At 68.7% G+C, this 23,893-nt stretch carries 25 protein-coding genes and 3 tRNA genes; 11 read left to right on the top strand and 17 right to left on the bottom strand.

The genetic code is table 11. From position 1 onward, the window contains the following. Positions 1 to 72 precede the first annotated feature (72 nt). The 6 genes from ACZ6ZD_RS11670 to ACZ6ZD_RS11645 form a co-directional block, all read right to left on the bottom strand. Positions 73 to 2,319 (bottom strand): MFS transporter, encoded by a 2,247-nt coding sequence (locus ACZ6ZD_RS11670; RefSeq protein ID WP_465670895.1) that lies wholly within the window; start codon positions 2,317 to 2,319, stop codon positions 73 to 75. Positions 2,320 to 2,567: 248 nt separating this feature from the next. Further along, positions 2,568 to 3,224 (bottom strand): amidohydrolase family protein, encoded by a 657-nt coding sequence (locus ACZ6ZD_RS11665; protein ID WP_465670893.1) that lies wholly within the window; start codon positions 3,222 to 3,224, stop codon positions 2,568 to 2,570. Next, complete coding sequence (locus ACZ6ZD_RS11660; RefSeq protein ID WP_465670891.1) at positions 3,221 to 4,102, bottom strand: SDR family oxidoreductase; 882 nt, start codon at positions 4,100 to 4,102, stop codon at positions 3,221 to 3,223. The genes ACZ6ZD_RS11665 and ACZ6ZD_RS11660 overlap by 4 nt, the downstream gene beginning before the upstream one ends. After that, positions 4,099 to 4,845, bottom strand: coding sequence for an SDR family oxidoreductase (locus ACZ6ZD_RS11655; RefSeq protein ID WP_465670889.1), 747 nt, complete (start codon positions 4,843 to 4,845; stop codon positions 4,099 to 4,101). Before ACZ6ZD_RS11655 ends, ACZ6ZD_RS11660 begins: the two co-directional genes overlap by 4 nt. A gap of 94 nt (positions 4,846 to 4,939) precedes the next feature. Further along, positions 4,940 to 5,872 (bottom strand): LysR family transcriptional regulator, encoded by a 933-nt coding sequence (locus tag ACZ6ZD_RS11650; protein ID WP_465670887.1) that lies wholly within the window; start codon positions 5,870 to 5,872, stop codon positions 4,940 to 4,942. 16 nt (positions 5,873 to 5,888) lie between these two features. Next, on the bottom strand, positions 5,889 to 6,086 hold the full coding sequence (locus ACZ6ZD_RS11645) for a hypothetical protein (RefSeq protein WP_465670885.1): 198 nt from the start codon (positions 6,084 to 6,086) through the stop codon (positions 5,889 to 5,891). 219 nt (positions 6,087 to 6,305) lie between these two features. On the opposite strand from ACZ6ZD_RS11645, the gene ACZ6ZD_RS11640 reads away from it, so the two are divergent. The 3 genes from ACZ6ZD_RS11640 (at position 6,306) to ACZ6ZD_RS11630 (ending at position 10,888) form a co-directional block, all read left to right on the top strand. Further along, positions 6,306 to 7,118, top strand: coding sequence for a SigB/SigF/SigG family RNA polymerase sigma factor (locus tag ACZ6ZD_RS11640; protein ID WP_465670883.1), 813 nt, complete (start codon positions 6,306 to 6,308; stop codon positions 7,116 to 7,118). After that, a complete protein-coding gene (locus ACZ6ZD_RS11635) occupies positions 7,115 to 7,630 on the top strand; it encodes a DNA polymerase ligase N-terminal domain-containing protein (protein WP_465670881.1) in 516 nt (171 codons plus the stop codon). The genes ACZ6ZD_RS11640 and ACZ6ZD_RS11635 overlap by 4 nt, the downstream gene beginning before the upstream one ends. A 96-nt stretch (positions 7,631 to 7,726) precedes the next feature. After that, positions 7,727 to 10,888 (top strand): glycoside hydrolase domain-containing protein, encoded by a 3,162-nt coding sequence (locus ACZ6ZD_RS11630; protein ID WP_465670879.1) that lies wholly within the window; start codon positions 7,727 to 7,729, stop codon positions 10,886 to 10,888. Between the two features lie 25 nt (positions 10,889 to 10,913). On the opposite strand, the gene ACZ6ZD_RS11625 is transcribed toward ACZ6ZD_RS11630, so the two are convergent. The 5 genes from ACZ6ZD_RS11625 to ACZ6ZD_RS11605 all read right to left on the bottom strand — a co-directional run bounded on the left by ACZ6ZD_RS11625 (position 10,914) and on the right by ACZ6ZD_RS11605 (position 14,709). After that, complete coding sequence (locus ACZ6ZD_RS11625) at positions 10,914 to 11,549, bottom strand: nitroreductase family protein (protein WP_465670877.1); 636 nt, start codon at positions 11,547 to 11,549, stop codon at positions 10,914 to 10,916. A gap of 12 nt (positions 11,550 to 11,561) precedes the next feature. Further along, positions 11,562 to 12,518 (bottom strand): penicillin-insensitive murein endopeptidase, encoded by a 957-nt coding sequence (locus tag ACZ6ZD_RS11620; RefSeq protein WP_465670875.1) that lies wholly within the window; start codon positions 12,516 to 12,518, stop codon positions 11,562 to 11,564. A gap of 81 nt (positions 12,519 to 12,599) precedes the next feature. Next, the gene (locus ACZ6ZD_RS11615) at positions 12,600 to 13,217 is read right to left on the bottom strand and encodes an L-threonylcarbamoyladenylate synthase (RefSeq protein ID WP_465670873.1); all 618 of its coding nucleotides are present in this window, start codon (positions 13,215 to 13,217) and stop codon (positions 12,600 to 12,602) included. Between the two features lie 11 nt (positions 13,218 to 13,228). Continuing rightward, positions 13,229 to 13,864 (bottom strand): class F sortase, encoded by a 636-nt coding sequence (locus ACZ6ZD_RS11610; RefSeq protein WP_465670871.1) that lies wholly within the window; start codon positions 13,862 to 13,864, stop codon positions 13,229 to 13,231. A gap of 5 nt (positions 13,865 to 13,869) precedes the next feature. Further along, the gene (locus tag ACZ6ZD_RS11605; protein WP_465672681.1) at positions 13,870 to 14,709 is read right to left on the bottom strand and encodes a DUF4397 domain-containing protein; all 840 of its coding nucleotides are present in this window, start codon (positions 14,707 to 14,709) and stop codon (positions 13,870 to 13,872) included. Between the two features lie 147 nt (positions 14,710 to 14,856). Here ACZ6ZD_RS11605 and ACZ6ZD_RS11600 point away from each other — a divergent pair, with 147 nt between their 5' ends. From ACZ6ZD_RS11600 to ACZ6ZD_RS11590, 3 genes are all read left to right on the top strand, one after another. Beyond that, on the top strand, positions 14,857 to 15,543 hold the full coding sequence (locus tag ACZ6ZD_RS11600) for a hypothetical protein (protein ID WP_465670869.1): 687 nt from the start codon (positions 14,857 to 14,859) through the stop codon (positions 15,541 to 15,543). A gap of 36 nt (positions 15,544 to 15,579) precedes the next feature. Continuing rightward, a complete protein-coding gene (locus tag ACZ6ZD_RS11595) occupies positions 15,580 to 17,049 on the top strand; it encodes an MFS transporter (protein WP_465670867.1) in 1,470 nt (489 codons plus the stop codon). 93 nt (positions 17,050 to 17,142) lie between these two features. Continuing rightward, positions 17,143 to 17,979: a CPBP family glutamic-type intramembrane protease gene (locus tag ACZ6ZD_RS11590; RefSeq protein WP_465670865.1), complete on the top strand. Its 837-nt coding sequence runs from the start codon at positions 17,143 to 17,145 to the stop codon at positions 17,977 to 17,979. On the opposite strand, the gene ACZ6ZD_RS11585 is transcribed toward ACZ6ZD_RS11590, so the two are convergent. The 3 genes from ACZ6ZD_RS11585 to ACZ6ZD_RS11575 form a co-directional block, all read right to left on the bottom strand. After that, positions 17,904 to 18,722, bottom strand: coding sequence for a M23 family metallopeptidase (locus tag ACZ6ZD_RS11585; RefSeq protein ID WP_465670863.1), 819 nt, complete (start codon positions 18,720 to 18,722; stop codon positions 17,904 to 17,906). The genes ACZ6ZD_RS11590 and ACZ6ZD_RS11585 overlap by 76 nt on opposite strands. A gap of 84 nt (positions 18,723 to 18,806) precedes the next feature. Beyond that, on the bottom strand, positions 18,807 to 19,505 hold the full coding sequence (locus tag ACZ6ZD_RS11580) for a DNA alkylation repair protein (RefSeq protein ID WP_465670861.1): 699 nt from the start codon (positions 19,503 to 19,505) through the stop codon (positions 18,807 to 18,809). 19 nt (positions 19,506 to 19,524) lie between these two features. After that, positions 19,525 to 20,268: an SDR family oxidoreductase gene (locus tag ACZ6ZD_RS11575; protein ID WP_465670859.1), complete on the bottom strand. Its 744-nt coding sequence runs from the start codon at positions 20,266 to 20,268 to the stop codon at positions 19,525 to 19,527. A gap of 252 nt (positions 20,269 to 20,520) precedes the next feature. Here ACZ6ZD_RS11575 and ACZ6ZD_RS11570 point away from each other — a divergent pair, with 252 nt between their 5' ends. Both ACZ6ZD_RS11570 and ACZ6ZD_RS11565 read left to right on the top strand, forming a co-directional pair. Next, complete coding sequence (locus tag ACZ6ZD_RS11570; RefSeq protein ID WP_465670857.1) at positions 20,521 to 20,898, top strand: STAS domain-containing protein; 378 nt, start codon at positions 20,521 to 20,523, stop codon at positions 20,896 to 20,898. A 92-nt stretch (positions 20,899 to 20,990) separates the two neighbouring features. After that, positions 20,991 to 21,719: a polyprenol monophosphomannose synthase gene (locus ACZ6ZD_RS11565; protein WP_465670855.1), complete on the top strand. Its 729-nt coding sequence runs from the start codon at positions 20,991 to 20,993 to the stop codon at positions 21,717 to 21,719. A gap of 58 nt (positions 21,720 to 21,777) precedes the next feature. On the opposite strand, the gene ACZ6ZD_RS11560 is transcribed toward ACZ6ZD_RS11565, so the two are convergent. Further along, positions 21,778 to 22,128, bottom strand: a complete 351-nt coding sequence (locus tag ACZ6ZD_RS11560; protein WP_184999602.1) for a metallopeptidase family protein — start codon at positions 22,126 to 22,128, stop codon at positions 21,778 to 21,780. 104 nt (positions 22,129 to 22,232) lie between these two features. Here ACZ6ZD_RS11560 and ACZ6ZD_RS11555 point away from each other — a divergent pair. The 3 genes from ACZ6ZD_RS11555 to ACZ6ZD_RS11545 all read left to right on the top strand — a co-directional run bounded on the left by ACZ6ZD_RS11555 (position 22,233) and on the right by ACZ6ZD_RS11545 (position 22,561). Further along, positions 22,233 to 22,305: transfer RNA gene (locus tag ACZ6ZD_RS11555), tRNA-Glu, on the top strand. Positions 22,306 to 22,364: 59 nt separating this feature from the next. After that, positions 22,365 to 22,441 (top strand) — tRNA-Asp (locus ACZ6ZD_RS11550). A gap of 44 nt (positions 22,442 to 22,485) precedes the next feature. Beyond that, positions 22,486 to 22,561 (top strand) — tRNA-Phe (locus ACZ6ZD_RS11545). Positions 22,562 to 22,632: 71 nt separating this feature from the next. On the opposite strand, the gene ACZ6ZD_RS11540 is transcribed toward ACZ6ZD_RS11545, so the two are convergent. Further along, positions 22,633 to 22,905 carry a tyrosine-type recombinase/integrase gene (locus tag ACZ6ZD_RS11540; RefSeq protein WP_465670852.1) on the bottom strand — a complete coding sequence of 91 codons (273 nt, stop codon included), beginning with the start codon at positions 22,903 to 22,905 and terminating at the stop codon, positions 22,633 to 22,635. A 1-nt stretch (position 22,906) separates the two neighbouring features. Beyond that, positions 22,907 to 23,863, bottom strand: coding sequence for a TauD/TfdA family dioxygenase (locus ACZ6ZD_RS11535; RefSeq protein WP_465670850.1), 957 nt, complete (start codon positions 23,861 to 23,863; stop codon positions 22,907 to 22,909). Between the last annotated feature and the right edge of the window lie 30 nt (positions 23,864 to 23,893).

Below are 23,893 nucleotides of genomic sequence, written 5' to 3'. Positions count from 1 at the left end.
CCCCCCTCCCGCCGCACAACCCGCGCCAGCGGCCCTAATCCCCGCCCACCTCCTGTCCTTGAAGCCGCCTCCTCACCCGAACGGCTGGCGGTGGGCCGGATCGGGTTCGGGGTAGCCGTTGCCGGTGTAGTGCAGGTGGGCGGGGGGAAGCACCCGGTGCTCGGACGCCGGGGTGGGGACGGCGGCTGGTGGTGTGGGGGCGGGAGGTGCTGGCGGGGGCGACTGGCTCGGGGCGGGCGGGGTGGGGGTGAGGCCTTCGCGGATTTGGGTGAGGAGGCGGTGTTCTACGGCTTGGAGTTCGGTGATGCGGGTGCGGATTTCTTGTTCTTCGGCGCGGGCTTCGGCGAGGAGGTGGTCGGCTTCGGATCGAGCGGTTTCGCGGAGGTGGTCGGCGGTGCGCTGGCTGGCGCTGAGAACGCTGAGTTCGTAGCGGCGGAGTTCGGCGGCCAGGTCGGTGTCGGTGCGGTGCGCTTCGAGGAGGGCGGCGGCGGGCTGTGGGACGGCGTCCGGGAGGGTGTCCTCGAGAGCGGCGATCTGCTGGTCGACGCGGCTGAAGAGGTCGGCGACGTCGGTGCGCATCTGGCGGATGGTGTTGGCGGCGGCCTGGACGCGTTCGCCGGCTTCGCGCTCGCGTTCGCGGGCGGTCCGCTCGGCCGCGGTGATGACGTCGAGGGCGACGATCGCCGCCCGTTCGGCCGGGTCGGCGGGAGTCGGTTCGACGGCCACGTCGGCCTCCAGTTCGTCGATCAGCGCGACGGTACGCCGAAGCGGCACCTCGCGGATGAAGAGGACAGCCAGCAGACTGACCACCGCGGACGCCGCCGCGATGACGAAGATCCGCCCGGTCGCATCGCCGTACGCGTGCCGAACGACCTCGGCGACCGGCGCCGGCAACGCGTTCACGTCGAGTACCGAACCGCTCGCGCCACTCGGCGGCGCGATGCCCTGGGCCCGCAGGTTCGACGCGATCAGCTCGGTGACCCGGCTCGCGAGCACCGCGCCCAGCACCGACACACCGACCGCGCCGCCCAGGCTGCGGAAGAAGGTGACCGTCGCACTCGACGCCCCGACCTGCGTGACGTCGACGGTGTTCTGGACGGCGAGCACCAGGTTCTGCATCATCATGCCCATGCCGACGCCCATCCCGAGCATGCCGAGGCCGACGTACCAGTAGGCGCTCTCGTGGTCGATGGTGCCGAGGACGCCGAGGCCGGCGGTCAGGAAGAGCCCGCCGAGCACCAGGTAGCGCTTCCACTTCCCGGTCCGGGTGATCAGCTGACCGGAGCCGACCGAGCCGAGGAACGAGCCGAACATCATCGGGATCGTCAACAACCCGGCCTCGGTCGGGCTGTACCCGCGCGCGACCTGGAAGTACTGCCCGAGGAAGACCGCGCTGCCGAACATCGCGATCCCGACCGCGAGGCTGGCCAGGATCGCCAGCGCCGTCGTCCGCTCCCGGACGACGGCGACCGGGACGAGCGGATCCCGCGCGCGGGTCTCGACGACGACGGCCAGCAGCGCGAGCACCGCCGTACCGCCCAAGTAGGCGCCGGTCTCCCAGGACCACCACGGGAAGTGCTGCCCGGCGAACGAGACCCAGATCAGCGGCAGGCTGGCCGCACCCGCGATCAGCACCGCGCCGAGGTAGTCGAGTTTGATCGGCCGCTTGATCACCGGCAGCTGCAGATACCGCTGCAGGATGATCATCGCGACCACGGCCAGCGGCACGCAGACGTAGAAGCACCAGCGCCACCCGAGCCACGACGTGTCCACGATGACCCCGCCGACGAGCGGCCCGGAGACCGTCGCGACGGCCATCACCGCACCCATGTAGCCGGAGTACCGGCCGCGATCGCGCGGCGGGATCGCGGCGCCGATGATCGCCTGCGCGAGCGCCATCAGCCCGCCCATCGCGAGGCCCTGCAACACCCGCGCGCCGATCAGGAACGGCACGTTGTGCGCCATCCCGGCCAGCGCGGAGCCGATCACGAACAGGACGGTCGCGAGCTGGACGAGCAGCTTCTTGCTCATCAGATCGGAGAGCTTGCCCCAGACCGGCGTCGACACGGTCATCGCGAGCAGGCTGGCGGTGACGACCCAGGTGTACTGCGTCTGGCTGCCCTCGAGGTCCGCGATGATCGTCGGCAGCGCGTTGCTGACGATCGTCGAGCTCAGCACCGCGGTGAACAGCGCCGCCAGCAACCCGGACAGGATCTCCAGGATCTGCCGATGCGAGAGTTCTGGATCGGCCGGCGCGGGGACGGCGGCGGCGTACATCGACTGGTACTGCGGGGGCCGCGAGGTGGCGGTGGCTGACATCGGGTTCCGTTTCGGACGCGGATCGCTACGGCCGGGGCAGCGCGAAGTCGCTGCTCCGGGGCGGAAGCGGCCGGCAGGTCCTCACCCAGCCAACAACAGATTTGGTTGCAACTACCAACGATAAGCCCGCGCCGTCAGCTTTTCTGAGACACCCCCTCCCCGGGAGAGGGTTTACCGCATACGATCCGGTGCTTGTTGAGTGATCAACAGAGCCACCCCGGCGGAGCTGTCAGGGCCCGCCGGGGTACCTAACGCGGACAGCAGTCGACGAAGTCGAAGGTCTTCCACGCCACCACGTCGCCACCGGCCGCCTGCACGCGGTCGGAGAGGGCCGGTAAGAGCTCGCCGGCGGCGATCGCGAAGCGGATGTCGGGGTGCCGGGCGAGGACGCCGGTCAAGGTCAGATCGGTGACCGCGCGGGCCGTCTCGAACGGGAACTCGATCAGCTGTCGCGGCCGATCGAGGGCGACCTGTCGCCACTGGGGTGGCGAGGTGGGATGCAGGAGCACCAAGGCCCGGCGCTCGTTCAGTGCGCGCCAGAGCGGTTCCCAGGCCGGCTCCCCCGGGTACTGCCCGGAGGCATTACTGAGGAGGACGACGCCGTCCGCGCGCAGGGCGTCGAAGGCGTAGTCGAGCTCGACTAGCGAGCCCTCGACGTCCGGTAGCGGGAGGCTGGCCAAGAAGCTCGCCGGCAGCCCGGCGGCGTACTCGTTGACGCGCCGGGCCAGGATCCGCGCGCGGAAGTCGTCGCCGAAGTGCACGCCCGGCGATAGCAGGGAGAGGACGGCGTCCGCGGCCGGCGGCTGGACGACCGGCCAGCCGGGCAGCCCGTCAGGACGGAGATGCCCGGCTCGCTCGGCCGCCACGACGTATTCGGGCGGGAGGAAGTGCTGGTGGACAGTCATGCGGTCGGGTGGAGAAGGTCTTCCAGTCCGATGCGGTGCAGGAACTCGGAGCGGACCCGGTCCGCGACCGCGTTGACCACGATCGCGCCGTCGTCCGACGGGTCGTAGCTGGCGCGGAACGGCCGCTTACCCTTCTCGGTCTCGACGACCGACACGATCAGCTTCGCGACCTCGCCGACGTCCGACCACTCCGGCTCCAGGTCGGCCAGCCGCTGCCCGACCTGATCCATCAGCCCGGCGTACTTCGTCTCGTACGCCGCGACGACGTCCAGATCGGCCGGCGATCCGCTGTGCAGGAAGTGGTTCGTGCCGTGGGTGAAGGCCCCCGGGACGACGATGGTCGTCTCGATCCCGAACCGGGCCAGCTCCAGCGCGTACGACGCCGCCAGCGCGTCCATCCCGGCCTTCGCCGCGAAGTACGGGCCAAGGTACGGCGGGGTACCGCCGCGGGTGCTCGAGCTGCCGACCCAGATGACCAGCCCGTCCTGCTGCCCGCGCAGCACCGGCAGCGCCGCGCGGTTCAGCCGCTGCGCGCCGACGACGTTCGTGTCGTAGATGTCCAGGATCTGCTCGGGGGTGAACGCCTCGGACGGCCCGGTGACCATGTGCCCGGCGTTGTGGATCAGGACGTCGATCCGGCCTTGCTCACGCACGATCGTGTCGACGGCCTGCTGGACGGAGGCCTCCGAGCTGACGTCGAGTTCGATGGCTCGCAGATTGGGTGAGTAGGCCTGGGCATCGGCCGCGGCGGCGGCGTTCCGACCGGCGAGGTCGCGCATCCCGGCGTACACGAGGTGGCCGGCGTCGACGAGGGCGCGGGCGGTCAGGGCGCCGAAACCGCTCGACGCGCCGCTGATCAGAACGGTGTGGGTGCTCATGCTGCGGAACCTCCGTTGGCGTAGATGACCTGGCCGTTGATCCAGCGCGCGGGACCGGCCAGGAAGGCGATGACCTCGGCAATGTCGGACGGCTGCCCGAGGCGTTCCAGCGGCGGCTCGGCGGCGATCCGGTCGATCAGCTCCTGCGGCTTGCCGTCCAGGAACAGCGGGGTCGCGGTCGGGCCGGGGGCGACGGCGTTCACGGTGATGTCGCGGCCGCGCAGCTCGCGGGCCAGGATCAGCGTCATCGCCTCGACGCCGCCCTTGCTCGCGGCGTACGCCGAGTAGCCGGGGCGTGCGAGCAACGTCAGCGAGCTGGAGATGTTCACGATCGCGCCGCCGCTGCGGACCCGGCGGGCGGCCTGCTGGTCGACCACGAACGAGCCGCGCAGATTCGTCCGGACGATCTGGTCGAAGACCTCCAGGTCGAGCTCGGCCAGCGGCGCGAGCGGCATGATCCCGGCCGAGTTGACCACCACGTCGACCCCACCGAACTCCTGCTCGGCGGTGTCGAAGAGGGCGCTCACCGCGGTCTCGTCGGCGACATCGGCCTGGACGGCGATCGCCCGGCCGCCGCCGGCGACGACCTCCTGGACGGCCTCCGCGGCGCGCTCCTTGCTGCCGGAGTAGCCGATCACCACCGCGAAACCGTCATGAGCGAGCCGGACGGCAGCCGCCCGGCCGATCCCGCTCGAGGCGCCGGTCACGATCGCGACCCGCCCGCCGGTGTTGTTCTCTGTCATCGTCCGTACTCCTGATCTTGGTGTCGTTCCTGCTGACACCTCGATCGTGCTCCGGACAATGGATCAAGTCCAACGACTCAAGTCGATGAATGAATCAGTTCTGTTGATGCATCTGCTCGCCCAGCTCGGTCCCTGGCGGTTGTTTCAGATGCGTACCGACCAGCCCGAGCAGCGCACGCAGGGCGGCGGTCGGCTTCCGCTTGCGCAGCGTCGCCATGTAGAGCGACCACTCGAAGGTCTCGTCCACGATCGGGACGACGCGGACCGACTCCAGCTCGGCGACGGCGTACGCCGGCAGGATCCCGAGACCGACCCCGTGCGCGAGGAACTGGACGCCGTTCTCGATGCCGAGCGCCTCGACGACGACCTGGCGCTCGATCCCGGCGGCCTCGAAGGTCTGATCGATCAGCGTCCGGGTGCCGAACCCGGGCGGGAAGTCGACGAACGCCTCGTCGGCGAGATCGGCCAGCGTGACCGACCGCCGCCGCGCCAGCCGATGCCCGACCGGGACGGCCAACACTTGGGGAACGCGCAGCAACTCCCAGGTGGTCAGCTCACGCGGGACGCTACCCTGCGCAACCCCGAGGAAGCCGACATCGATGTCGCCGTTACGCAGCGCGACCATGATGCCGGCCGAACCCTCGGCGTCCACGCGCAGCTGCAACTCGACATTCGGATAGCGGCGCCGGAAGTCACCGGCCGCGGCCGGCAGATCGATCAGACCGAGGCCGGGCAGCAGCCCGACGCGGACCGTACCGCGCATGCCGGTGCCGAGCTCGTCGACGACATCGCGGGCGCCCTGGACGGCGTCCATCACCGCGAGCGCCTCGGGTAACAACGCCGTACCGGCCTCGGTCAGGACGACGCGCTGCGCGTTCCGCTCGAAGAGCGTGACCTTCAGATCACGTTCCAGGGCAGCGATCGCGGCACTCACCGCACTCTGGACGACGTGCAACCGGCGCGCGGCCAGCGTGAAGCTGCGCTCGTGCGCCACTGCTACGAAGTACTCCAGCTGCCGCAGTTCCACAGCGGCAGTCTGTCACTCAGGAGCCGGTCGGACGCACGGAGGCGTTGTCGACCCAGACCAGGTGACCGTGATGGCTGACCAGGACCTCGCCCGGCCGGCGGCCGAGCTCGTGACCGGCGATCCAGCGGCCGCCGACGCGGATCTGGACGTCACCGGACGTGGGGGTGTCGGTAGCGGACGGGGCACCTTTGGCCGGGAAAGAGGCGAGAGGCATGGCACCTGACTTCGGAACAGGGGCGGAGACGAGGGGGTGGCAGCGACAAGACTACAACCGCATTGTGACGCGGCGTTAGCGGTAACTCGAATTGATCACGGAGCCTTAGACGGACCCGAGATGTATAAACCCCTCGGGGTGGGGTAGGAATGACCTTGAGAGGTCCTGACCGCGGTCCAGACATGTGCCGCGCCGTGACTCACGTCGCGAGGTCAGAACATGAACAGCACTGCAACTGTCAGCACCGGCGCCCAGCGCGCCGACCAGCAGCGAGACGCCGAGACCCAGGATCTCCTGGCCCGGCGAGCCGCCAGCACCGACGAGAGCCTCCGGGCGGAGCTCCTCGATCGAGCGATCGAGTTGCATCTCGGAGTCGCCCACAGCATCGCGTCCCGGTTCCGGGGCCGCGGTGTGGAGACCGATGATCTGGACCAGGTCGCGTACCTGGGCCTGGTCAAGGCCGCCCGCGGTTTCGACCCGGGCAGCGGGACGCCGTTCCTGGCGTACGCCGTGCCGACCATCCGCGGCGAGGTGAAACGGTACTTCCGGGACTGCTCCTGGACGGTCCGGATCCCGCGCCGCCTGCAGGAACTGCAGGGCTCGATCGCGTCCGTCCGGCCGCAACTGGTGCAGGACCTGCACCGCGAGCCCACCCAGCAGGAGATCGCCGACGAAATAGGGGCCGAGGTCAACGAAGTTGAGGACGCGGTGGCCGCGGACGGCTGTTTCACCGTGCTCTCGCTGGACCGTCCGCTGGACGGCGACGCCGCCACCCGGCTGGGTGACACGATCGCCGACGACGAGGACAGCCCGTTCGAGCGGACCGAGGCGGTCGCCGTCCTCGAGCCGGTGCTGACCCAGCTGAAACCCCGCGAACGGCGGATCCTCGAGCTGCGGTTCGTCGAAGGGCAGACGCAGGCCGATATCGGCGCCGAGATCGGCGTCAGCCAGATGCAGGTCTCCCGCCTGCTGCGCGGCATCCTGGACCGGCTCCGCGATCAACTCGAACCGCCTGCGGCAGCTGCCGCTTGAGCCACCGGCCGATCTTCGTAGTGCAGTTGCACGACGCCAGGCGACTGCACTACGACGTCCGGCTGGAGGTGCACGGCGTCCTGAAGTCGTGGGCGGTGCCACGCGGCCCGTCGCTGGACCCTTCGGTCAAGCGGCTGGCCGTGTTCACCACCGACCACGATCTCGAGTACGCGTCGTACGAAGGTGTGCATGCCGGCGCCCAGTACGGCAGTGGCGCGGTGATCGTCTGGGACGCCGGGGTCTACACGAACCTCACGCGGGACGATCGACAGCAGTTGGTCGATCCCGCGACGGCGATCGAGCGCGGCCATTTCAAGTTCCAGTTGCACGGCGTGAAGCTGGCCGGAGCCTGGGCCTTCACTCGCACCGGGGCCGACTGGCTGCTGGTGAAGGTCCGCGACGACGATGCCGATCCAGCAGTGGATATCACCAGCGTCGAACCTCAATCGGTGCTGAGTGGTCTAACGATCGGGGAAATGGCCGCCTCGGCGGCGGATCGTCAAGAGACCTGACCGATTCTGGTCAGGTCACTTGTCTTGACCTGTTCTGAGCGCGCTGCTCAGACTGCTTGCGTTGTTCTGCCTCTCCTCTCCGTTCGGAGGACGTGAATGCGCAAGCCGGCTCTCGCTATAGCCCTGTCCACCGTCGTCCTGACCGCGCTGCTACCGCTGCCGGCTCAGGCGGCGCCGCCACCGGTCTGGACGCACAACGCCGCCGACCGGCTCTTCGCCGATACCGCCCGCCCCGCGGGCGCGCCCTCCACGATCGACCTGTACGCCGCGCGGAACGAGACCGAGGCGGCGCAGATCGCCGTCCGGCCGACCGCGTCGACGGGGAACGTGTCGGTTGCTGTCAGCAACTTGACCGGACCGGGCGGCTCGACCATCTCCGACATCACCGTCCGGCGTGAATACCTGCACCCGAATATCACGCTGGCCGATTTCTGGGGCTCCGCCGCCGAGCGTGAGGGCACCGGGTCGAGGTACTACGACGCCCTCGTCGAGAACACGCCGCGGACCTTGGACGCCAACGTCACCCAGCCGTATCACTACAGCGTGCGCGTGCCCACCGGCGCGACGCCCGGCCTGTACACGGGGACGGCGACGGTCAAGAGCAGCGCCGGGGACGTCGTCGTACCGGTCCGGCTGACCGTTTACAACGCGACGCTGCCGCCGACCAACCAGTCGACGTTCAAGCTGAACAACTGGACGACGTCCGCCGGCTGGGACTACCAAGGCACGATCCGCGCGATCCCGCTCCAGTACGGCGTCCAGATGTACGACGCGAACTGGTGGAAGGTGGTGGAGGCGATGGCCCGCAACCACGCCCGGCACCGGAACAACGTGGTTTTCGCGGACTTCCAGGCGCTGCTGATCCCGAACACCACGATCGATGCGGCCGGCAACTACACGTTCGGCTGGGAGACCTTCGACCGGTTCATCCAGATCTACCGCGACGCCGGCGCCCTGCAGTGGATCCACACGCCACACCTGCTGATGAGCAGCGGCGGCGGCCAACCCAGCCGGCTCGAGATGCTCAAGCGGGCGGCCAACGGCTCGACGGAGATGGTCCCGGTGCCGTCCGGCTCGGCCGAGGGGACGGCGTACCTGAACAAGCTGTTCCCGGCGCTCAAGCAGCACCTGGACGCCAAGGGTTTGACCGACATCTTCTACATGAGCGCGAACGACGAGACGACGCAGCGGGCCGACACCGACGGCGCGAACTGGATGTACGACATCTACCGCAAGTACTTCCCGAACCCGAAGCTCAACGAGGCCGAGCTGGCCGTCCTGAACCCGACCGCCAACGTCACCGCGAACACGCCGATCCTGGACCTCTACGAGAACAACATCGGCCACTTCCAGACCAAGCGGCTGAACGGGAACGAGCTCTGGATCTACAACTGCATCAGCCCGCGGGGCGCGTACCTCAACCGCTTCATCATGTCGCACCTGGCGAAAACCCGGCTGACGCCGTTGATGGCCTGGAAGACCGAGTCGGTCGGTTACCTGCACTGGGGCTGGAACTACTGGTACGGCGGCGATCTCCACGAGCGGTTCGACACTTTCGACGGCGCGCAGAACGGTGACAACTTCATCGTCCGCCCGAACCGCGCGGCGTACGACGTCTACGACAGCGTCCGCAGCGAAGCCCAGCTGGACGGCGTCGAGGACTTCGAGCTGTTCACCCAACTGGCCAAGACCAAGCCGGTGCTGGCGAAGGCACTCGCCAACTCGCTGCTGACGAACTCCTACACGATGGACCGGTCGGGCGCCGCGGCCGACGCCGTCCACCGGCAGGTGCTGGACGCGCTCACCTCCGGCGGGCCGGACCAGGTCTACCCGTACGCCGACGACTTCGCCGCCGGTTCGCAGTCCTGGCAGGCGACCTCCGGCTCATGGTCCGCCTCCGGCGGCACGCTGAACCAGACCGCCACCGACGGCTGGAACTACGTCGCGGGTCTGGAAGGACGTGCGTACGGCGATGTCGCCGCGAGCGTCGACCTGCAGATCAAGGGCGTCAACCCGAACGGCGGCAACACGAACTGGGCCGGGCTCGTCGTCCGGAACCTCAACCCGACCGACCTCGAGAGCGGCTACCTGGTGGCCCAGCGCAACAACGGCGAGGTCTTCGTCTTCAAGGCCGGCGCGACCCTCGCCAGGGCGCAGGCGCCCGGCTACACCCCCGGCGCCGTCAACCGGCTGCGCGTCATTGCCCGGGGCAACAAGATCATCGTATACGCCGGGACCGGGTCGGCCCCGGTGCTGACCGTAACCGACGCGGCCTTCAAGGCCGGCGGCGTCGGCCTGGCCAGCGGCGGGGTGAACGTGTCCTTCGACAACGTCCGGCTGAACCCGGACGTCAACCCGGCCGAAGGATCCGCCGTCACCGTCTCCTCGTCGTACGACAGCGACGGCTGGCGCTCCTCGGCCGTCGCGGACGGACGGCGTACGTCGGACCCGAGCTCGATGGGCTGGACGTCGGCGGCCGCGGCGAGCGCGACCGATCAGCAGTCGGTCAAGCTGGACTTCGGCGCCACTCGCTCGATCAGCCGGGTCGACCTCTACCCGCGGACCGACGGGAACAACACCGGGATCGGTTTCCCGATCGACTACGCCGTCCAGGTGTCGACCGACAACACGAATTGGACGACGGTCGAGACGCGGACGAACCAGCCGCGGCCGAGCGGCCCGCAATCGATCAGCTTCGCGGCTCGCGACGTCCGCTACGTGCAGGTGGTCGGGACGAAACTCGGCCAGGACCCGTTCGGCACCTACCGGATGCAGCTCGCCGAGGTGGAAGTGGCCGGGGGCAACTTGGCTGCCGGACGGCCGGTCAGCTCGTCGTCCTCCTCGGAGTTCGCGAACGAAGGCTGGCTGCGGGCGAACCTGACCGACGGCGCCCGGCAGTCCCGGCTGTGGAACTCGATGGGTTGGACGAGCGCCGCCGTCCCGGCCTCGGATCAGTGGGCGCGGGTGGACCTCGGCGGGCCGAGCCGGATCAGCAAGGTCGACCTCTACGCCCGCTCGGACGGCGGGAGCACCGGCGGCTTCTTCCCGATCGACTACGTGATCGAGACGTCGACGGACGGGGTCAATTTCACCCCGGTCGCGACGGCGAACGACGTACCGCAGCCGGGCGCGGCAGCCGTGTCACACACCTTCGCGACGACGACCGCCCGGTACGTGCAGGTCCGCGGCACCGAGCTGCGCGCGGAGAGCCCGGGGGTCTACCGGATGCAGCTGGCCGAACTGGAAGTGCTGAACTGATTCCTTCCCCGCCCCACCACCCCGGTCAGAAGGTATCGAAGTGGATGACGTCGTCAAGTGACTGCCGAGCGGCGGGCTTGAAGGTGTCACCCGTGTAGTAGGCAGTCGGGAGCAGCACGGACTGCCGGATCTCCTCCGGCAGTCCGAGCAGCTCCTGGATCTCCTGCTCGTAGACCATGTGCAGCGTCGTCCAGGCCGTGCCGAGCCCACGGGATCGCGCGGCCAGGCAATAGCTCCACGCAGCGGGGAGAATCGACCCCCACGTGCCGGACTGGTTCCCGGCCGGCAGCTTGCTGACCTGCAGGCACGGAATGACCAGAACCGGGACCTGCCCCATCCGCTCACCCAGGTAGGCGACGCTGTCGCCGACGCGACGCTGGACCGGCGCACGGTCCGGATCGTCAGCGTGCAGCTTGCCGGCCGCGCCTGGGCCGGCCAGGTACTGCTCGACCGCACGCCGGTAGTACTCACCGATCGCAGCGCGCTTCTCGGCGTCCGTGACGACCATCCAGTGCCACGTCTGCCGGTTGCTGCCCGACGGCGCCTGGACGGCGAGCTCGATGCACTCCCGGACCAGCTCCAGCGGCACGGGCCGCTCCAGGTCCAGGCGCTTGCGGACGGTCCGGGTGGTGGTCAGCAGTTCGTCGGGCGTCAGCGTCATGTCGCCAGTGTGTCAGCAGGTGTAGAGCGAGTTCGGGTGGACCTTCTCGCAGAAACGGACATGCAAGTGGTTGTCGTGGGCGGGCCACTCGGTGGTCAGGCCCTCGCTGATCAGCGTCGGGTCGTTGAAGAAGATGAGCCGGACGTGGCCGGGCGCGGCAGCGCGGATCGCCTGGACCAGCTGACGCGTGGCAGCTCGGTCGTACGTCGCGGACTGCCAGGTGATCCGACCTGCGGTGCATTGGTTGTTGTCGGTGCGGATCGGCCAGATGTCGATGTCCAGCCCGACCTCGTGGCTGCCGTGGCCGGGGATGTCACCGCCGTGCTCGAACCCGGCGTCGCCGTACGGGATCTTGCCCTGGCCAGTGCTCGCGAAGGCGCGGCCCGCCTGCTCCAGCTGGGCTACTGCGGCGGCGGTGGCCCAGTTGGCCGCCGTACCGTTGCCGTCCGGGTCCTGGTCGCAGAGGTTCGCGGCGAAGTCCGGGTAGTCGTAGTGCCAGGTGAGGTTGCGCCAGGTGATCGGACCGACGATGCCGTCCGCGCCGATGCCGGCGTGCGACTGGAAGGCGACGACCGCGTCGCGGACCGCCGTACCGAAGATGCCGTCGACCGGGAGGCTCAGGCGCCGCTTGGCGTTCAGCTCGACCTGGAGTGCCTTCACGGCCGCGCTGTTGTCGCCGGAGCGCACAGTCGGGACCAGCGCGGCCCAGGTGTTCGGACCGACGATGCCGTCCGCCCCGAGACCCTTCGCGGTCTGGAAGGCCTTGGCCGCGGTCACTGTCGAGGCGCCGAAGACGCCATCGGCCGGAGTGCTCTGCCCGTGGTGCTGCAGCAGGTACTGGATCGCGAGGACGTCGGCACCGCGGTTGCCGCTGCTCTGAGTCGGGAAGAAGGCGTTCGCGTAGGCGTTGGCGGTGGTCGGGACCAGCGCCAGGGTCAAGGCAAGGAGCGCAACGAGGAGACGTCGCATCGGAGTCCTCCGGGGCGGGAGAGGGAACTAATTTACGGTCCCTCGCCACAATCCGGCATCAATTGCCCCGCGCGCAAGCCCTCACTCGAACGGGCTCGGGTCGCCGGCGCCGACCCGGACCACCTCGGGGACGTCGTCGGAGAAGTCGATCACCGTGGTCGGCTCGACGCCGGTCTCACCGTCGATGACGGCGTCCACCTGGTTGTCGAGCTCCTCCTTGATCTCCCAGCCCTGTGTCATCGGCTCCTCGTGACCGGGCAGCAGCAGCGTGCTGGACAGCATCGGCTCGCCGAGCTCCTCGAGCAGCGCCTGGGTGACCACATGGTCGGGGATCCGGACGCCGACCGTCTTCTTCTTCGGGTGCAGCAACCGCTTCGGCACCTCTTTGGTGGCCGGCAGGATGAACGTGTAGCTACCCGGCGTCGTCGCCTTGACCGCCCGGAAGACCGCGTTGCTGATGTGCACGAACTGCCCGAGCTGCGCGAAGTCCTGGCACATCAGCGTGAAGTGGTGCCGGTCGTCGAGCTGCCGGATCTGCTTGATCCGGTCGATCCCGTCCCGGTTGCCGAGCGCGCAGCCGAGTGCGAAACACGAGTCCGTCGGGTAGGCGATCAGGCCGCCCCCGCGGACGAGGTCGACCACCTGGCCGACGGCACGCTTCTGGGGGTTCTCCGGATGCACATCGAAATACCTGGCCATGACCGCCGAGCCTACTCCGCCAACCCTTCGGCCGTGGCGGTGACGACCAGGTTGTCGGCGTAACCGCCGGCGGCCGCGTCGTACGGACCGGTACAGGTGATCAGCACGAGGCGATGGTCGCCGGTCTGATCGAACGCGCCGCTGCGGGTCGCGAGCGCGTCTTTCGGCACCGACCGGATGGTGGTGATGCGGTACGTCGCACTGCGATTCCCGGCCTTGAGCGCGATGCGCTCCCCTGGTTCGACCTTCCGGAGCCGGGCGAAGAAGCCAAGCCCTTCCGTCTTGGTATCGACGTGACCGGCCAGAACGATCGAGCCGAACGGGTCACCGGCCTGGGCGCCGCCGTCCCACCAGCCGACGCGCTGCGCGGCGGACGGGACCTGCAGCTGGCCGTCCGCGGTTTCCGCGGGGACTACGGGCGCCTGGGCGCCACCGGGTAACACGACCTGGGTCGGCACGAAGCGGATGCGCTGGCTGGCCGCCGGCGTCCCGCTGCGGGCTGCCGACGGGTCACCGCCAGTTGGGGTGGACGGCGGCGTCGGCGTCGAGAGGCCGCCATCCACCCCGGTGCCCGGCACAGCTCCGTCCAGCTGCGCGGTGCACCCCTCCAGGCCCACGCAGCAGCACAACAGCAGTCCGAGCAGCAATGCCCTCAGTGACGCACCACCCTGCGGACGGCGACCGCTCCGGCCAACGCGGCCAGCAGCGCCAGGACGGCGAGCGGACTACGGTCGGCCGCCGCAGCCTGGCCGCCGGTGCCGGTGTTCACCAGATCCGGCTTCTGCGATCCGGCCGCCGCGAGTTTGATCGTGCCGACGGCGACTGTCATCGTCTTCGAAGTCGGGGCGCCGACCGCGAAAACCCGGGTCAGATATCCGGCCTTCGCGGGTAAAGCCAACGGACCGAGAACAACAGGTGAAGAAGCACCGGCCGGAACGATTTCGACACGGTAAGTAGCGGCCGGAACGACTACATCGAGTGATTCTCCGTTCGCTACGTTCGCGAACAGCACCTTTCCGTTCACCCGGATATCGGCCGGGCCGACGGCCGCGGTGTGGGCGACCCGCAGCGCGGCTTTGTCGGCCGGCACCGCGGCCAGCTTGTTGTTGTACGACGTGATCATCGGCGCGCCGGTCGGAGCGGCCGGCTGGTGGATCACGACGTCGAGACTGCCTCCGGAGCCGACCGTTACCCGACGTTCGATGACGACCTTTCCGCCTTGTTTGGCAGTAATCGTGCGCTGACCGGCCGCGACGGCGATCGGCCCGACGACCTTCGCGGAAGGGGCCTTGGCAGCCACCTGACGACCGTCGACACTGAGATCGAGGGCCTGCCCGGGCAGCCCCTGTACGAGGTACAGCGTGGCCCCGGCGGCTGCTTGCGAAGGGGTCGCGAGCAGTAGCGGAACGAACCCGACCAGGGTTACGAGAACGACCCGGGCAATTACCGGACCTGGAATTCTCGAAAATACCGGTCGAAGCCGGTCGAACACCCTCTGTTTCTGCATTGCGGCCCCCTGGGTTTGCGTTGCCAATTCACCGGGTATTGGACGGATCCGGTGAATTCCGGCGTATCGTAAGCGCAACTTCGATCCGGCCGCCAGAGGAAGCGGCCGGATCTCTCGGAGGGCAGAGGAAAGATGCGAAACCCCGCCCGGATACTCGCTGCTGCCGTGCTGACCTGGGGGCTGGTCGGCTGTTCGGGAGCGGCGGTGCCGCCGGTCGCCCCGAGCCCGGGGGTCGGCGAGACGACCGGCGTACCGAGCGAGGCGCCGTCCACACCGGCCGGCCCGGGGACGACCGAGACCGGGATCCGACTGACCGCCGTCCCACGGCCGGACGGGTCCTTCGACATGGTCGAGGACATTTTGTTGCCCACGGCTACTGATCTGCTGCTGCTGCAGGTGCCGACGTCCGGTGAGTTGCTGCCCGGGATGATGACCCGGACGACGCCGCGCGCGACCGATCTGCAGGTGCTGGCCGACGAGCAGCCGGTCGCTATCGAGACGCCGTCCGTGGACACCACTCGCGAAGTGCAGTTGGCCGCACCGGCCACGAAGCTCCGGTTGACCTATCGGCTGTCCGGCTCGGCGGTTCGGCGTACGGAGCAGAAACCGCGCCGGGCCAACGCGGCGCTGCGCCCGCTGAGCGCGGCCGCGGAGGGCGCGTTGCCGACCACGATCACCGTCGCGGGCGGCCTGCTGAACGCGGTCTGTCCGCTGCTTCCCGAACCCCGCTGCGCGAGGGGAAACCCGCCCGCGCTGGCGATCCAGCCGGATCTGCCGGCGGCCCAGGCGCTGGTCGTGGTGCAGCTCGACCTGCCCTGAAATCGGTTTGTCCGGGGGCACGCTTACTGTGAGTTCATGGCGGAGGATCGGATCGCATTCGGGACGGCGCGGGCCCGATGGGTACTGGCGGCGACCGCGCTCGGGTCGGGGATGGCCTTCCTCGACGGCACGGTGGTCAATGTCGCGCTGCCCGCGATGGGCGAAGAACTCGAAGCGGACATGGCCGGCCTGCAGTGGATCGTCAACGGCTACATGTTGATGCTGGCGTCGCTGATCCTGCTCAGCGGCTCCCTCGGCGACCGGCTCGGACGGCGCCGGATGTACGTCACGGGCGTGATCTGGTTCGCGGTCGCCTCGGTGATCTGCACGATCGCGCCGACCCTCGAGGTGATGATCGCGGGCCGGGTCCTGCAGGGCATCGGCGGCGCGCTGCTGACGCCGGGCAGCCTGGCGATTCTGCAGACCAGCTTCGCGCCCGCGGACCGCGGCAAGGCGGTCGGCGCCTGGTCCGGGCTGACGTCGGTCGCGGCCGCGATCGGCCCGTTCGTCGGCGGCACGCTCGTCGACAGCGGCTCCTGGCGGCTGATCTTCCTGATCAACGCGCCGATCGCGCTGGTGACCGTGCTGGTCACCCTGCGGCACGTCCCGGAGACGCGGGACGAGACCTCGGCCGGCAAGGTCGACGTGAGCGGCGCGGCGCTGGCCACGATCGGCCTCGGCGGGTTCACGTTCGGGCTGATCCAGGCGGGTGATCGAGGGTTCTCGGACGCCGGCGTCCTGACCAGTCTCGTCATCGGCATGCTCGCGTTCGTCAGCTTCCTGGTCGTCGAGCGGCGGAGCTCGCATCCGATGCTGCCGCCGGGCATCTTCGCGAACCGGCGCTTCACCGGGGCGAACCTGGTGACCGTCGTGGTCTACGGCGGCCTGGGGACGGCGACGTTCCTGGTGGTCGTCTTCCTGCAGACCGCGCTCGGGTACGCCGCCTTGTGGGCCGGGGCGGCCTTGTTGCCGATGACCGCGCTGATGCTCGGCCTGTCGGGGTACGCGGGCGGCCTGTCGGAGAAGATCGGCGCCCGGATCCCGATGACGGTCGGGCCGGTGCTGATGGCGCTCGGGTTCCTGCTGATGCTGCGGATCTCACCGGGAGCGGGTTACGTGACGGCCGTACTGCCCGCGGTCGTCGTCCTGGGCCTGGGGCTGGTGTCGACCGTCGCGCCGCTGACCGCGACCGTGCTGTCGTCGGTCGAGGATCACCACGCCGGGATCGCCTCCGGGGTGAACAACGCGGTCGCGCGCTCGGCGCAGCTGATGGCGGTGGCCGCGATCCCGATGGCGGCCGGGATCACCGGCGCGATGTACCGGGATCCGCCGGCCTTCAGCGCGGGGTTCCACCGGGCGCTGATCATCTCGGCGGTACTGGCGGCGTCCGGATCGGTGATCGCCTGGGTCACCCTCGGCGACGGCTCGCGGCGCCGGCAGGTCGCCGTCCGGCATCACCGGCACTGCGCGCTCGAAGCGCCGCCGTACAGCGATCCGACTCCCTGACAGCTCAGCTTGGTGGACTTGTCGACAAAATCCCCGTTGTTTTGACACGGTCGTGTTATATGCTCGCCGGACAGACGACTGGGGAGGTACGGGGTGAACGTGTGGTGGCGGGCGGCGTACGGCGCTGCCGCGATGGGAATCGCGCTCGGAAGCTCGATCACGGTCTCGGCGGCCGTGGACAACAAGTACCTGCCGGCGGTGGTCTGCGCGCTGGTCGCCGTACTGCTGATCCGGCCGTTCCGGCGCCGCAAGGAGCTCGGGCTGATCGCGCCGCTGCGCGGCCTGCTGACCGGCGTCCTGGTCACCGGCGGCAGCGCGGCCGTGGTCTTCGGCGCGGGCACGCTCGCCGGCTGGATCAGCTGGGGCCGGTTCGACGTCCGCACCGTGCTGCTGTTCCTGCTGACGAACACGATCATCGCCGTCCTGCTCGAGGCCCTGCCGGAGGAGCTGAGCCTGCGCGGCCATGCCTGGTCGGCGCTCCGCTCGCGGCACGGCGGGTTCGTCGCCGCGGTCGGGACGACTGGGCTGTTCCTGCTGGTGCCGGGGATCGCGTCCGCCGTCCAGCTCATTCTGGGCGGGATCCTGGATCTCGACAGCCAGGAGCTGAGCCTCGTCCCGCCGGGTGAGGACCCGGTCGCCTACCTGGTCCTGTTGACCGTCTTCGGCTTCACGCTGGTCGCGGCGCGCGCCGCAACCGGTTCACTGTGGGCCAGTGTCGGGACACATCTGACCTTCCTCACCGTGAACCGGCTGAGCGTCCAGGGCGCGGATCGGGACGCCGGGTGGTCGGCGTCCGTGGTCAACCAGGACGTCCTGCTGCTGATCCCGGCGTACCTGATCCTCGCGGCCCTCGTCTACTGGGCGGGACAGTCCTTGATGTCGCGGCCCGCGTTGTCCTTGGCCTCGTCGTTGCCCCAGCGCGACAAGTAGTACGCCGAGACGAACTGGTTCCGCGGGCCGGCGTCCAGGTCGGTCTTCAGCCACCACTTGTTGAAGCTGTTGCCGACCCGCACCACCGGGCCCTCGACGCGGCAGTAGACGTAGCTGGTGCCCTTCTTGAGCGTGCCGGTCGACGGGTTGACGCCGGGAGCGGCGTAGCCGGGCGCGTCCTGGAAGGTGTCGACCCAGAACTTGGTCTCGACCGGGCCGCTGCAGTTCTCGCTGGTCTCGGAGTACTGGAAGTACGCCCACTTCCGCGGTACCTCGACGCCGCGGAACTTGGGCTGCTTGACCGTTCCGTTCAGCTTCTGCTCGTAATGCAGGTGCGCGCCGCTGGTGTTGCTGCCGGTGTTCCCGACCGTCCCGATTTGGGTGCCCAGGGCAACTGCATTGCCGACTGCGACGGTGCGGGTGTCGAGATGCAGGTAGCGGGTCTGCCAGCCGTCGCCGTGGTCGATCACCACCATGTTGCCGGCATCCGAGGCGAAGCCGGAGACCGTGACCGTCCCGGCGGCCGAGGCCAGCGCGGGCGCGCCGCGCGTCCGGCCGTTGGTGTTGATCAGGTCGAGCTTCTCCGGCGGCGTGTGCCCGCTGTGCGTTGCCATCGTCCAGGTTTCACCACACGGGACAGGCATCTGGAAGATCGGTTCGGCGGCGGCCGAGGCCGACGACGGAGCGGCGTACAGACCGGCGGCGGCCAGGGTCGCCAGCATGGCCAGGCGGATCAGCTTCATGGGACGGGCCTTTCACGACTCGGGTTCGCTCAGCGTAGGTCTGTGCGCCGGGCTCGGCAGTCCATTCGAGCTGGGCCGAATGGCTCATCGACGATCGCGATAATGCTTGCGCTGCTCGGGTGTCAGGCGTTCGATGGAGTACCGCAGCATGGTCCGCGGCATCGCGGCGGCGTACTGGTCGAGGAACGCGACGAGCTCCGGCTCCGAGACGCGTTTACCTGCCTCCCGCAACATCCAGCCGGCGGCCTTGTGGATCAGGTCCTCGCGATCGTCGAGCACCTGCACGGCCAGGGCGTAGATATCCGCGCTCTGGCCGCGGCGGATGAACCAGTGCGTCGAGACGAGCGCGATCCGGCGCTCCCAGAGGCTCTCCGACCGCACCAGCGTGCCGAGCATGTCACGCGGTCTGTCGAGCAGATGGCCGCCGACGATCTCGGCGGCGCTGCAGTCGACCAGATCCCAGTTGTTGATGTACGCCGTACTGCGCAGGTAGCGCTCGTAGATCTCGGGGCGCTCGCCCGGGCTGCGGCTCGCACGATCGGCGAGCAGGCAGAGGATCGCCAGCCGGTGCTCGTGGATCGGGCTGGTCAGGGCCTGCTCGAGCTCGGCGAGCGGGATCGCGGCTCGCAGGTAGGGCTTGAGCAGGCCGCGGATCGTCGACAGCTTGACGCCGACGAACCGGTCGCCGTACCCGTAACTGCCGGGTGCGACCTTGAAGTACTTCGTCAGCGCGGCGGCGACCGCCGGATCGCCGGCGGCGTCGATCTCGTCGAGCAACTGCATGTCGTGACCTCCGGCGCCCTCAGATCAGCAGACCGCCCGCGGCGGCCAGGTTCTGGCCGGTGAGCCAGCGGCTGTCGGGACCGGCCAGGAAAGCGACGATATCGGCGACGTCCGACGGTTCTCCGACCCGGCCGAGCGCGGTGGCCGCGACCAGCATGCCCTGGATCTCCGGCGGGTTGTGGTCGTGGAACATGTCGGTCGAGGTGGCGCCCGGGGAGACCGAGTTGAAGGTGATCGCGCGCGATCCGTACTCGCGGGCGGCGATCTTCATGAACTGCTCGAGCGCGGCCTTGCTCCCGGCGTACAGGGCGACGCCGGGGACCGGCATCTGGGTGTTCAGGGTCGAGATCGCGATCACCCGCCCGCCGTCCGGCAGCACCTCGCCGGCCCGCTGGATCGCGAAGAACGGGCCGCGGAGATTGGTCGCGAACAACTCGTCGTACGACGTCTCGGTCACGGCGGCGATCGGCGTCACCATCGCCTGGGCCGCGTTGCAGACGAAGATGTCGAGGACGCCGGTCGGCTCGGCCGCGCGGTCGAACAGCCCGGGGATCGCGGCGACGTCCGCCTGATCGGCCTGGACGGCGATCGCCGTCCCGCCGGCGGTCTCGACCTCGGCAACCACCTCGGCCGCGGCCGCCGCGCTCGCGTTGTAGGTGAACGTCACGACGGCGCCGTCCGCGGCCAGCCGGCGGACGATCGCCGCGCCGATCCCGCGCGAACCGCCGGTGACGAGTGCCGCTTTGCCGTCCAGTACGCCCATGGTTCTGCTCCTTCGCGTCGGGGCCCTTGTCTACCATCGGCGTCCGGCCTTCGCTCCAGGACCGACGGCTTCGCTGCAAGGCTTGACTTTCACCCGTTTCATGGGAGCGCTTACAGGATGGAGATCACGCTCCGGAGTAATCCGTGGCAGAAGCGTTGTGACGGGTCCGCGCTGGGGCATACGGTTTGATCAGGGCAGTTCGACCCGTCAGGACGGACCGGCGGTGCGGGACTACCCGGGGGAGAGACCGGCGTGACAAGCGAGCCGCGGGACGGCGACATGATCAGAACGACGTTCGACGCGGTGACCGAGGAGCTGGAGCCCGGAGTCCTGCTGGTGCGGTTGTCCGGCGAGATCGACATCGCCACGGCCGATTTCGCGTCCGAATCGATCCGGGCGGCGGTGGCGCCGCCGGCGCGGCTGGTGCTGATCGACGTCTCGGCCGTCACGTTCTGCAGCTCGGCCGGCCTGGGGAACCTGGTCGAGGCGCGGAACCTGGCCGGCCGGCACAACATCACCCTGGCCCTGGTCGGCGTCGGCCGCCCGGTCGACCGGCCGCTGTCGGTGACCGGTCTGGGCGGCCAGTTCCGGATCTTCACCTCGACCCGCGAGGCGCTCGCCGGGCTGTGACCGTCACCTGATCGTTGGGGTTTCGGCGTACCGCGTTCGGGGTCTCGCCCGTTGAATGCGGTAGCGTCCGGTATCCCCGAAGAAGGAATGGCATGGGTGAGCTAGCCAAGATCGTGATCGTCGTACCGACCTACAACGAGCGGGAGAACCTGCCCGTGCTGGCCGGGCTGCTGTCCGACCTGAACCTGCCCGGGCTGGAGCTGCTCGTCGTCGACGACAACTCCCCCGACGGGACGGGCGACGTGGCCGACGAACTCGCGAAGGAGTCGCCGGAAAAGGTCGGCGTCCTGCACCGCACCACCAAGGACGGCCTCGGCCGCGCCTACATCGCCGGGATCACCCGCGCACTGGACGAAGGCGCCGACATCGTCATCCAGATGGATGCCGACCTGTCGCACCCGTCGTCGGTGATCCCGATCATGGTCGAGACGCTGCGCACCACCGACGCCGGCGTCGTGATCGGCTCCCGCTACGTCGAGGGCGGCTCGGCCGCGGCCGAATGGGGCTGGCACCGACGCGCGCTCTCGGCGTTCGCGAACTTCTACGTGAACGCGATCCTGCGCCTGCACGTGAAGGACGCCACCGCCGGCTTCAAGGCCTGGAAGGCCGACACCCTGCGCTGGATCGACATCGCCTCGATCGAGAGCAACGGCTACTCGTTCCAGGTCGAGATGAACTACCGCACGGTCAAGCGCGGCCTGCGGATCGCCGAGGTGCCGATCCACTTCGAGGAGCGCACCGAAGGCGTCTCCAAGATGAGCCTCCGCGTCCAGCTCGAGTCGGCCCTGATGCCCTGGAAGCTGCTCTTCAGCCGCTCCTGAGCCCCGCCGTCCCCCCGCCGTACGGACTCGTTACCGTACGGCGGTTTCGGCATGCCTCTTATCCGTACCCGAGCTCGTGCAACCGGTCGTCGTCGATCCCGAAGTGATGCGCGATCTCGTGCACCACCGTGATGTTCACCTCATCCACGACGTCCTCGACCGTCTCGCAGATCCGCAACGTCGGATTCCGGTAGATCGTGATCCGATCCGGCAGCACCCCGCCGTAGTAGTGCCCCCGCTCCGTCAACGGAATCCCCTCATAGATCCCCAACAACTCCGGATCCCCCGCCGGCGGCTCGTCCTCCACAAAGATCGCCACATTGTCGATCAGCGCCGCCAACTCCCCCGGCACCTCATCCAGCGCCTCCGCCACCAGCACCTCGAAGTCCGCCCGAGTCATCTCCATCACACCCCCAGCCTAGGCAGGCCCTCGTCCGGTATCTCGTTTTGGACCTTGGCCCGATCTCCTCTATGCTTCTGGCTGTCCCTGGAGCTTCGGCTCCCGCGGTCCCAGTCCCCATCGTCTAGTGGCCTAGGACGCTGCCCTTTCAAGGCGGTAACGCGGGTTCGAATCCCGTTGGGGATACGGTCGAAAGGCCGATGTCAGAACCACCTCGAAGATGCTGTAAGATCATCGAGTCATCTGGCCCAGTAGCGCAGTTGGTTAGCGTGCCGCCCTGTCACGGCGGAGGTCGCGGGTTCGAGTCCCGTCTGGGTCGCCAGGAGAAGGCGGCGGTGCACAACACCGCCGCCATCCTTTTCTCCCGGTCAGGTAGCTCAGCTGGTAGAGCGTCCGCCTGAAAAGCGGAAGGTCGGCGGTTCGAGACCGCCCCTGACCACCACAAATTGAGCGTAGATCTCGATCCGAGATCCGCCGAACCTTCCGCGAGTACCGCAACCAGTACCGCAACGTCTATGCAGCCAGCGCCTCCGCGAGCTGAGACAGAGCCTTCCACTGATCCTCCAGCGATGCATGCGCGTAGATCGCCATCGTCACCTGCACGTCCGCGTGCCCGACGATCGCCTGAACAATGTGAGGCGGAACACCAAGCCTCAGCAACAGCGTCACGCACGAATGCCGCAGATCGTGGAAGCGCATCTCATCCAACCTGGTGACCTTGCGGATCGGGTCGTCTTCCTCGGAGACGACAGGCGGGCCCTGCAACGGAACACCTGAACGTGTCACTTCAGCCAGCTTGGTACCAAGGGTGCTGCGCGACCGGCATGCCCAGGTGTACAGGTGGTTGGTCAGCTGGCCAGACACCACCGCGATAGGTTCCCCCGCGGACGGCTCCGAACAGCGGCATGAAGCTCTGCGGAAGGGTCGGGCTCTCGGAGGATGAGAGCCACAGGCGGAGCAGCAACCGCGGGGATCCTGGCAGGCAACGAAAGGGCTTGCGGGCGTGAAGAACGCGGAGATTGTTCACCAAAAGCAAATCTCCGGCGTTGAGCCGGATGTTCAATGCCGTACCGTTGCGGGCCAGCACCTCGTCCAGCTTGTCGAGAGCCTTTACCTGACCGGTTTCCAACCGCGGCGCATCGGGGTAGTTCGATGACAGCTCGATGAATCGCCGGAGGTACCGGACGACCGGTACCTCCGGCGACGGCGCGAAGACCGGTATCGCACTCCATCCCCCGAACCCCGGAAAGGCCTCACCCCGCAGGTCATTGGGAAACACGCGGTAGAGGCAGCGCAGCTCCTCGGGCGCCTCTCGCGCGAGGACGTCATGGACGTACCCAGCTGACGCCAGACAGGTCTCCCCACCTTCCGCCGCAGGAAGTACACAGAGGAGGGCGAGGACGTCGGCGCGGTCGGTATGGAACGGCAACGGGCGGTCAGAGTCGAAACCGCGCGCGGTTGGACCGGCTCCCGGTGTCACCCGAGTCACCAGTTGTCCTGCCGGGGTCTGCGAGACCCGGGCCCCCACCATCGCCCCGAAGCCGGCCAGGACATTCTCGATGGTCCGGATCTCTCCGTGCACTGGGAACCCGGACACGACGACAAAGCCGGACCCAGACCAGAGTGCCGGATCGACCACGTCGCGAACGAAGCCGGTCAGCTCGCTCGATCCTTTGGACCGAGGCCTGCTGGGATCACAGGGCATCGGAACGCGCCACTCGGTTTCGCGCGTCGACTGGTCCACGCCGGACCAACCTCGTACCCCCTGACCTCG

The sequence above is a fragment of the Kribbella sp. NPDC104218 genome, from assembly GCF_055584105.1.
The sequence above is the reverse complement of the archived record's forward strand: the minus strand, read 5'-3'. Positions and strand labels throughout refer to the sequence as shown.

What these genes read in the sequence shown, in the direction of transcription:
- ACZ6ZD_RS11670 (WP_465670895.1), bottom strand. Translation starts at nt 2,319, where the DNA reads ATGTCAGCCACCGCCACCTCGCGGCCCCCGCAGTACCAGTCGATGTAC.
- ACZ6ZD_RS11665 (WP_465670893.1), bottom strand. Translation starts at nt 3,224, where the DNA reads ATGACTGTCCACCAGCACTTCCTCCCGCCCGAATACGTCGTGGCGGCC.
- ACZ6ZD_RS11660 (WP_465670891.1), bottom strand. Translation starts at nt 4,102, where the DNA reads ATGAGCACCCACACCGTTCTGATCAGCGGCGCGTCGAGCGGTTTCGGC.
- ACZ6ZD_RS11655 (WP_465670889.1), bottom strand. Translation starts at nt 4,845, where the DNA reads ATGACAGAGAACAACACCGGCGGGCGGGTCGCGATCGTGACCGGCGCC.
- ACZ6ZD_RS11645 (WP_465670885.1), bottom strand. Translation starts at nt 6,086, where the DNA reads ATGCCTCTCGCCTCTTTCCCGGCCAAAGGTGCCCCGTCCGCTACCGAC.
- ACZ6ZD_RS11640 (WP_465670883.1), top strand. Translation starts at nt 6,306, where the DNA reads ATGAACAGCACTGCAACTGTCAGCACCGGCGCCCAGCGCGCCGACCAG.
- ACZ6ZD_RS11630 (WP_465670879.1), top strand. Translation starts at nt 7,727, where the DNA reads ATGCGCAAGCCGGCTCTCGCTATAGCCCTGTCCACCGTCGTCCTGACC.
- ACZ6ZD_RS11625 (WP_465670877.1), bottom strand. Translation starts at nt 11,549, where the DNA reads ATGACGCTGACGCCCGACGAACTGCTGACCACCACCCGGACCGTCCGC.
- ACZ6ZD_RS11620 (WP_465670875.1), bottom strand. Translation starts at nt 12,518, where the DNA reads ATGCGACGTCTCCTCGTTGCGCTCCTTGCCTTGACCCTGGCGCTGGTC.
- ACZ6ZD_RS11615 (WP_465670873.1), bottom strand. Translation starts at nt 13,217, where the DNA reads ATGGCCAGGTATTTCGATGTGCATCCGGAGAACCCCCAGAAGCGTGCC.
- ACZ6ZD_RS11600 (WP_465670869.1), top strand. Translation starts at nt 14,857, where the DNA reads ATGCGAAACCCCGCCCGGATACTCGCTGCTGCCGTGCTGACCTGGGGG.
- ACZ6ZD_RS11595 (WP_465670867.1), top strand. Translation starts at nt 15,580, where the DNA reads ATGGCGGAGGATCGGATCGCATTCGGGACGGCGCGGGCCCGATGGGTA.
- ACZ6ZD_RS11585 (WP_465670863.1), bottom strand. Translation starts at nt 18,722, where the DNA reads ATGAAGCTGATCCGCCTGGCCATGCTGGCGACCCTGGCCGCCGCCGGT.
- ACZ6ZD_RS11580 (WP_465670861.1), bottom strand. Translation starts at nt 19,505, where the DNA reads ATGCAGTTGCTCGACGAGATCGACGCCGCCGGCGATCCGGCGGTCGCC.
- ACZ6ZD_RS11575 (WP_465670859.1), bottom strand. Translation starts at nt 20,268, where the DNA reads ATGGGCGTACTGGACGGCAAAGCGGCACTCGTCACCGGCGGTTCGCGC.
- ACZ6ZD_RS11565 (WP_465670855.1), top strand. Translation starts at nt 20,991, where the DNA reads ATGGGTGAGCTAGCCAAGATCGTGATCGTCGTACCGACCTACAACGAG.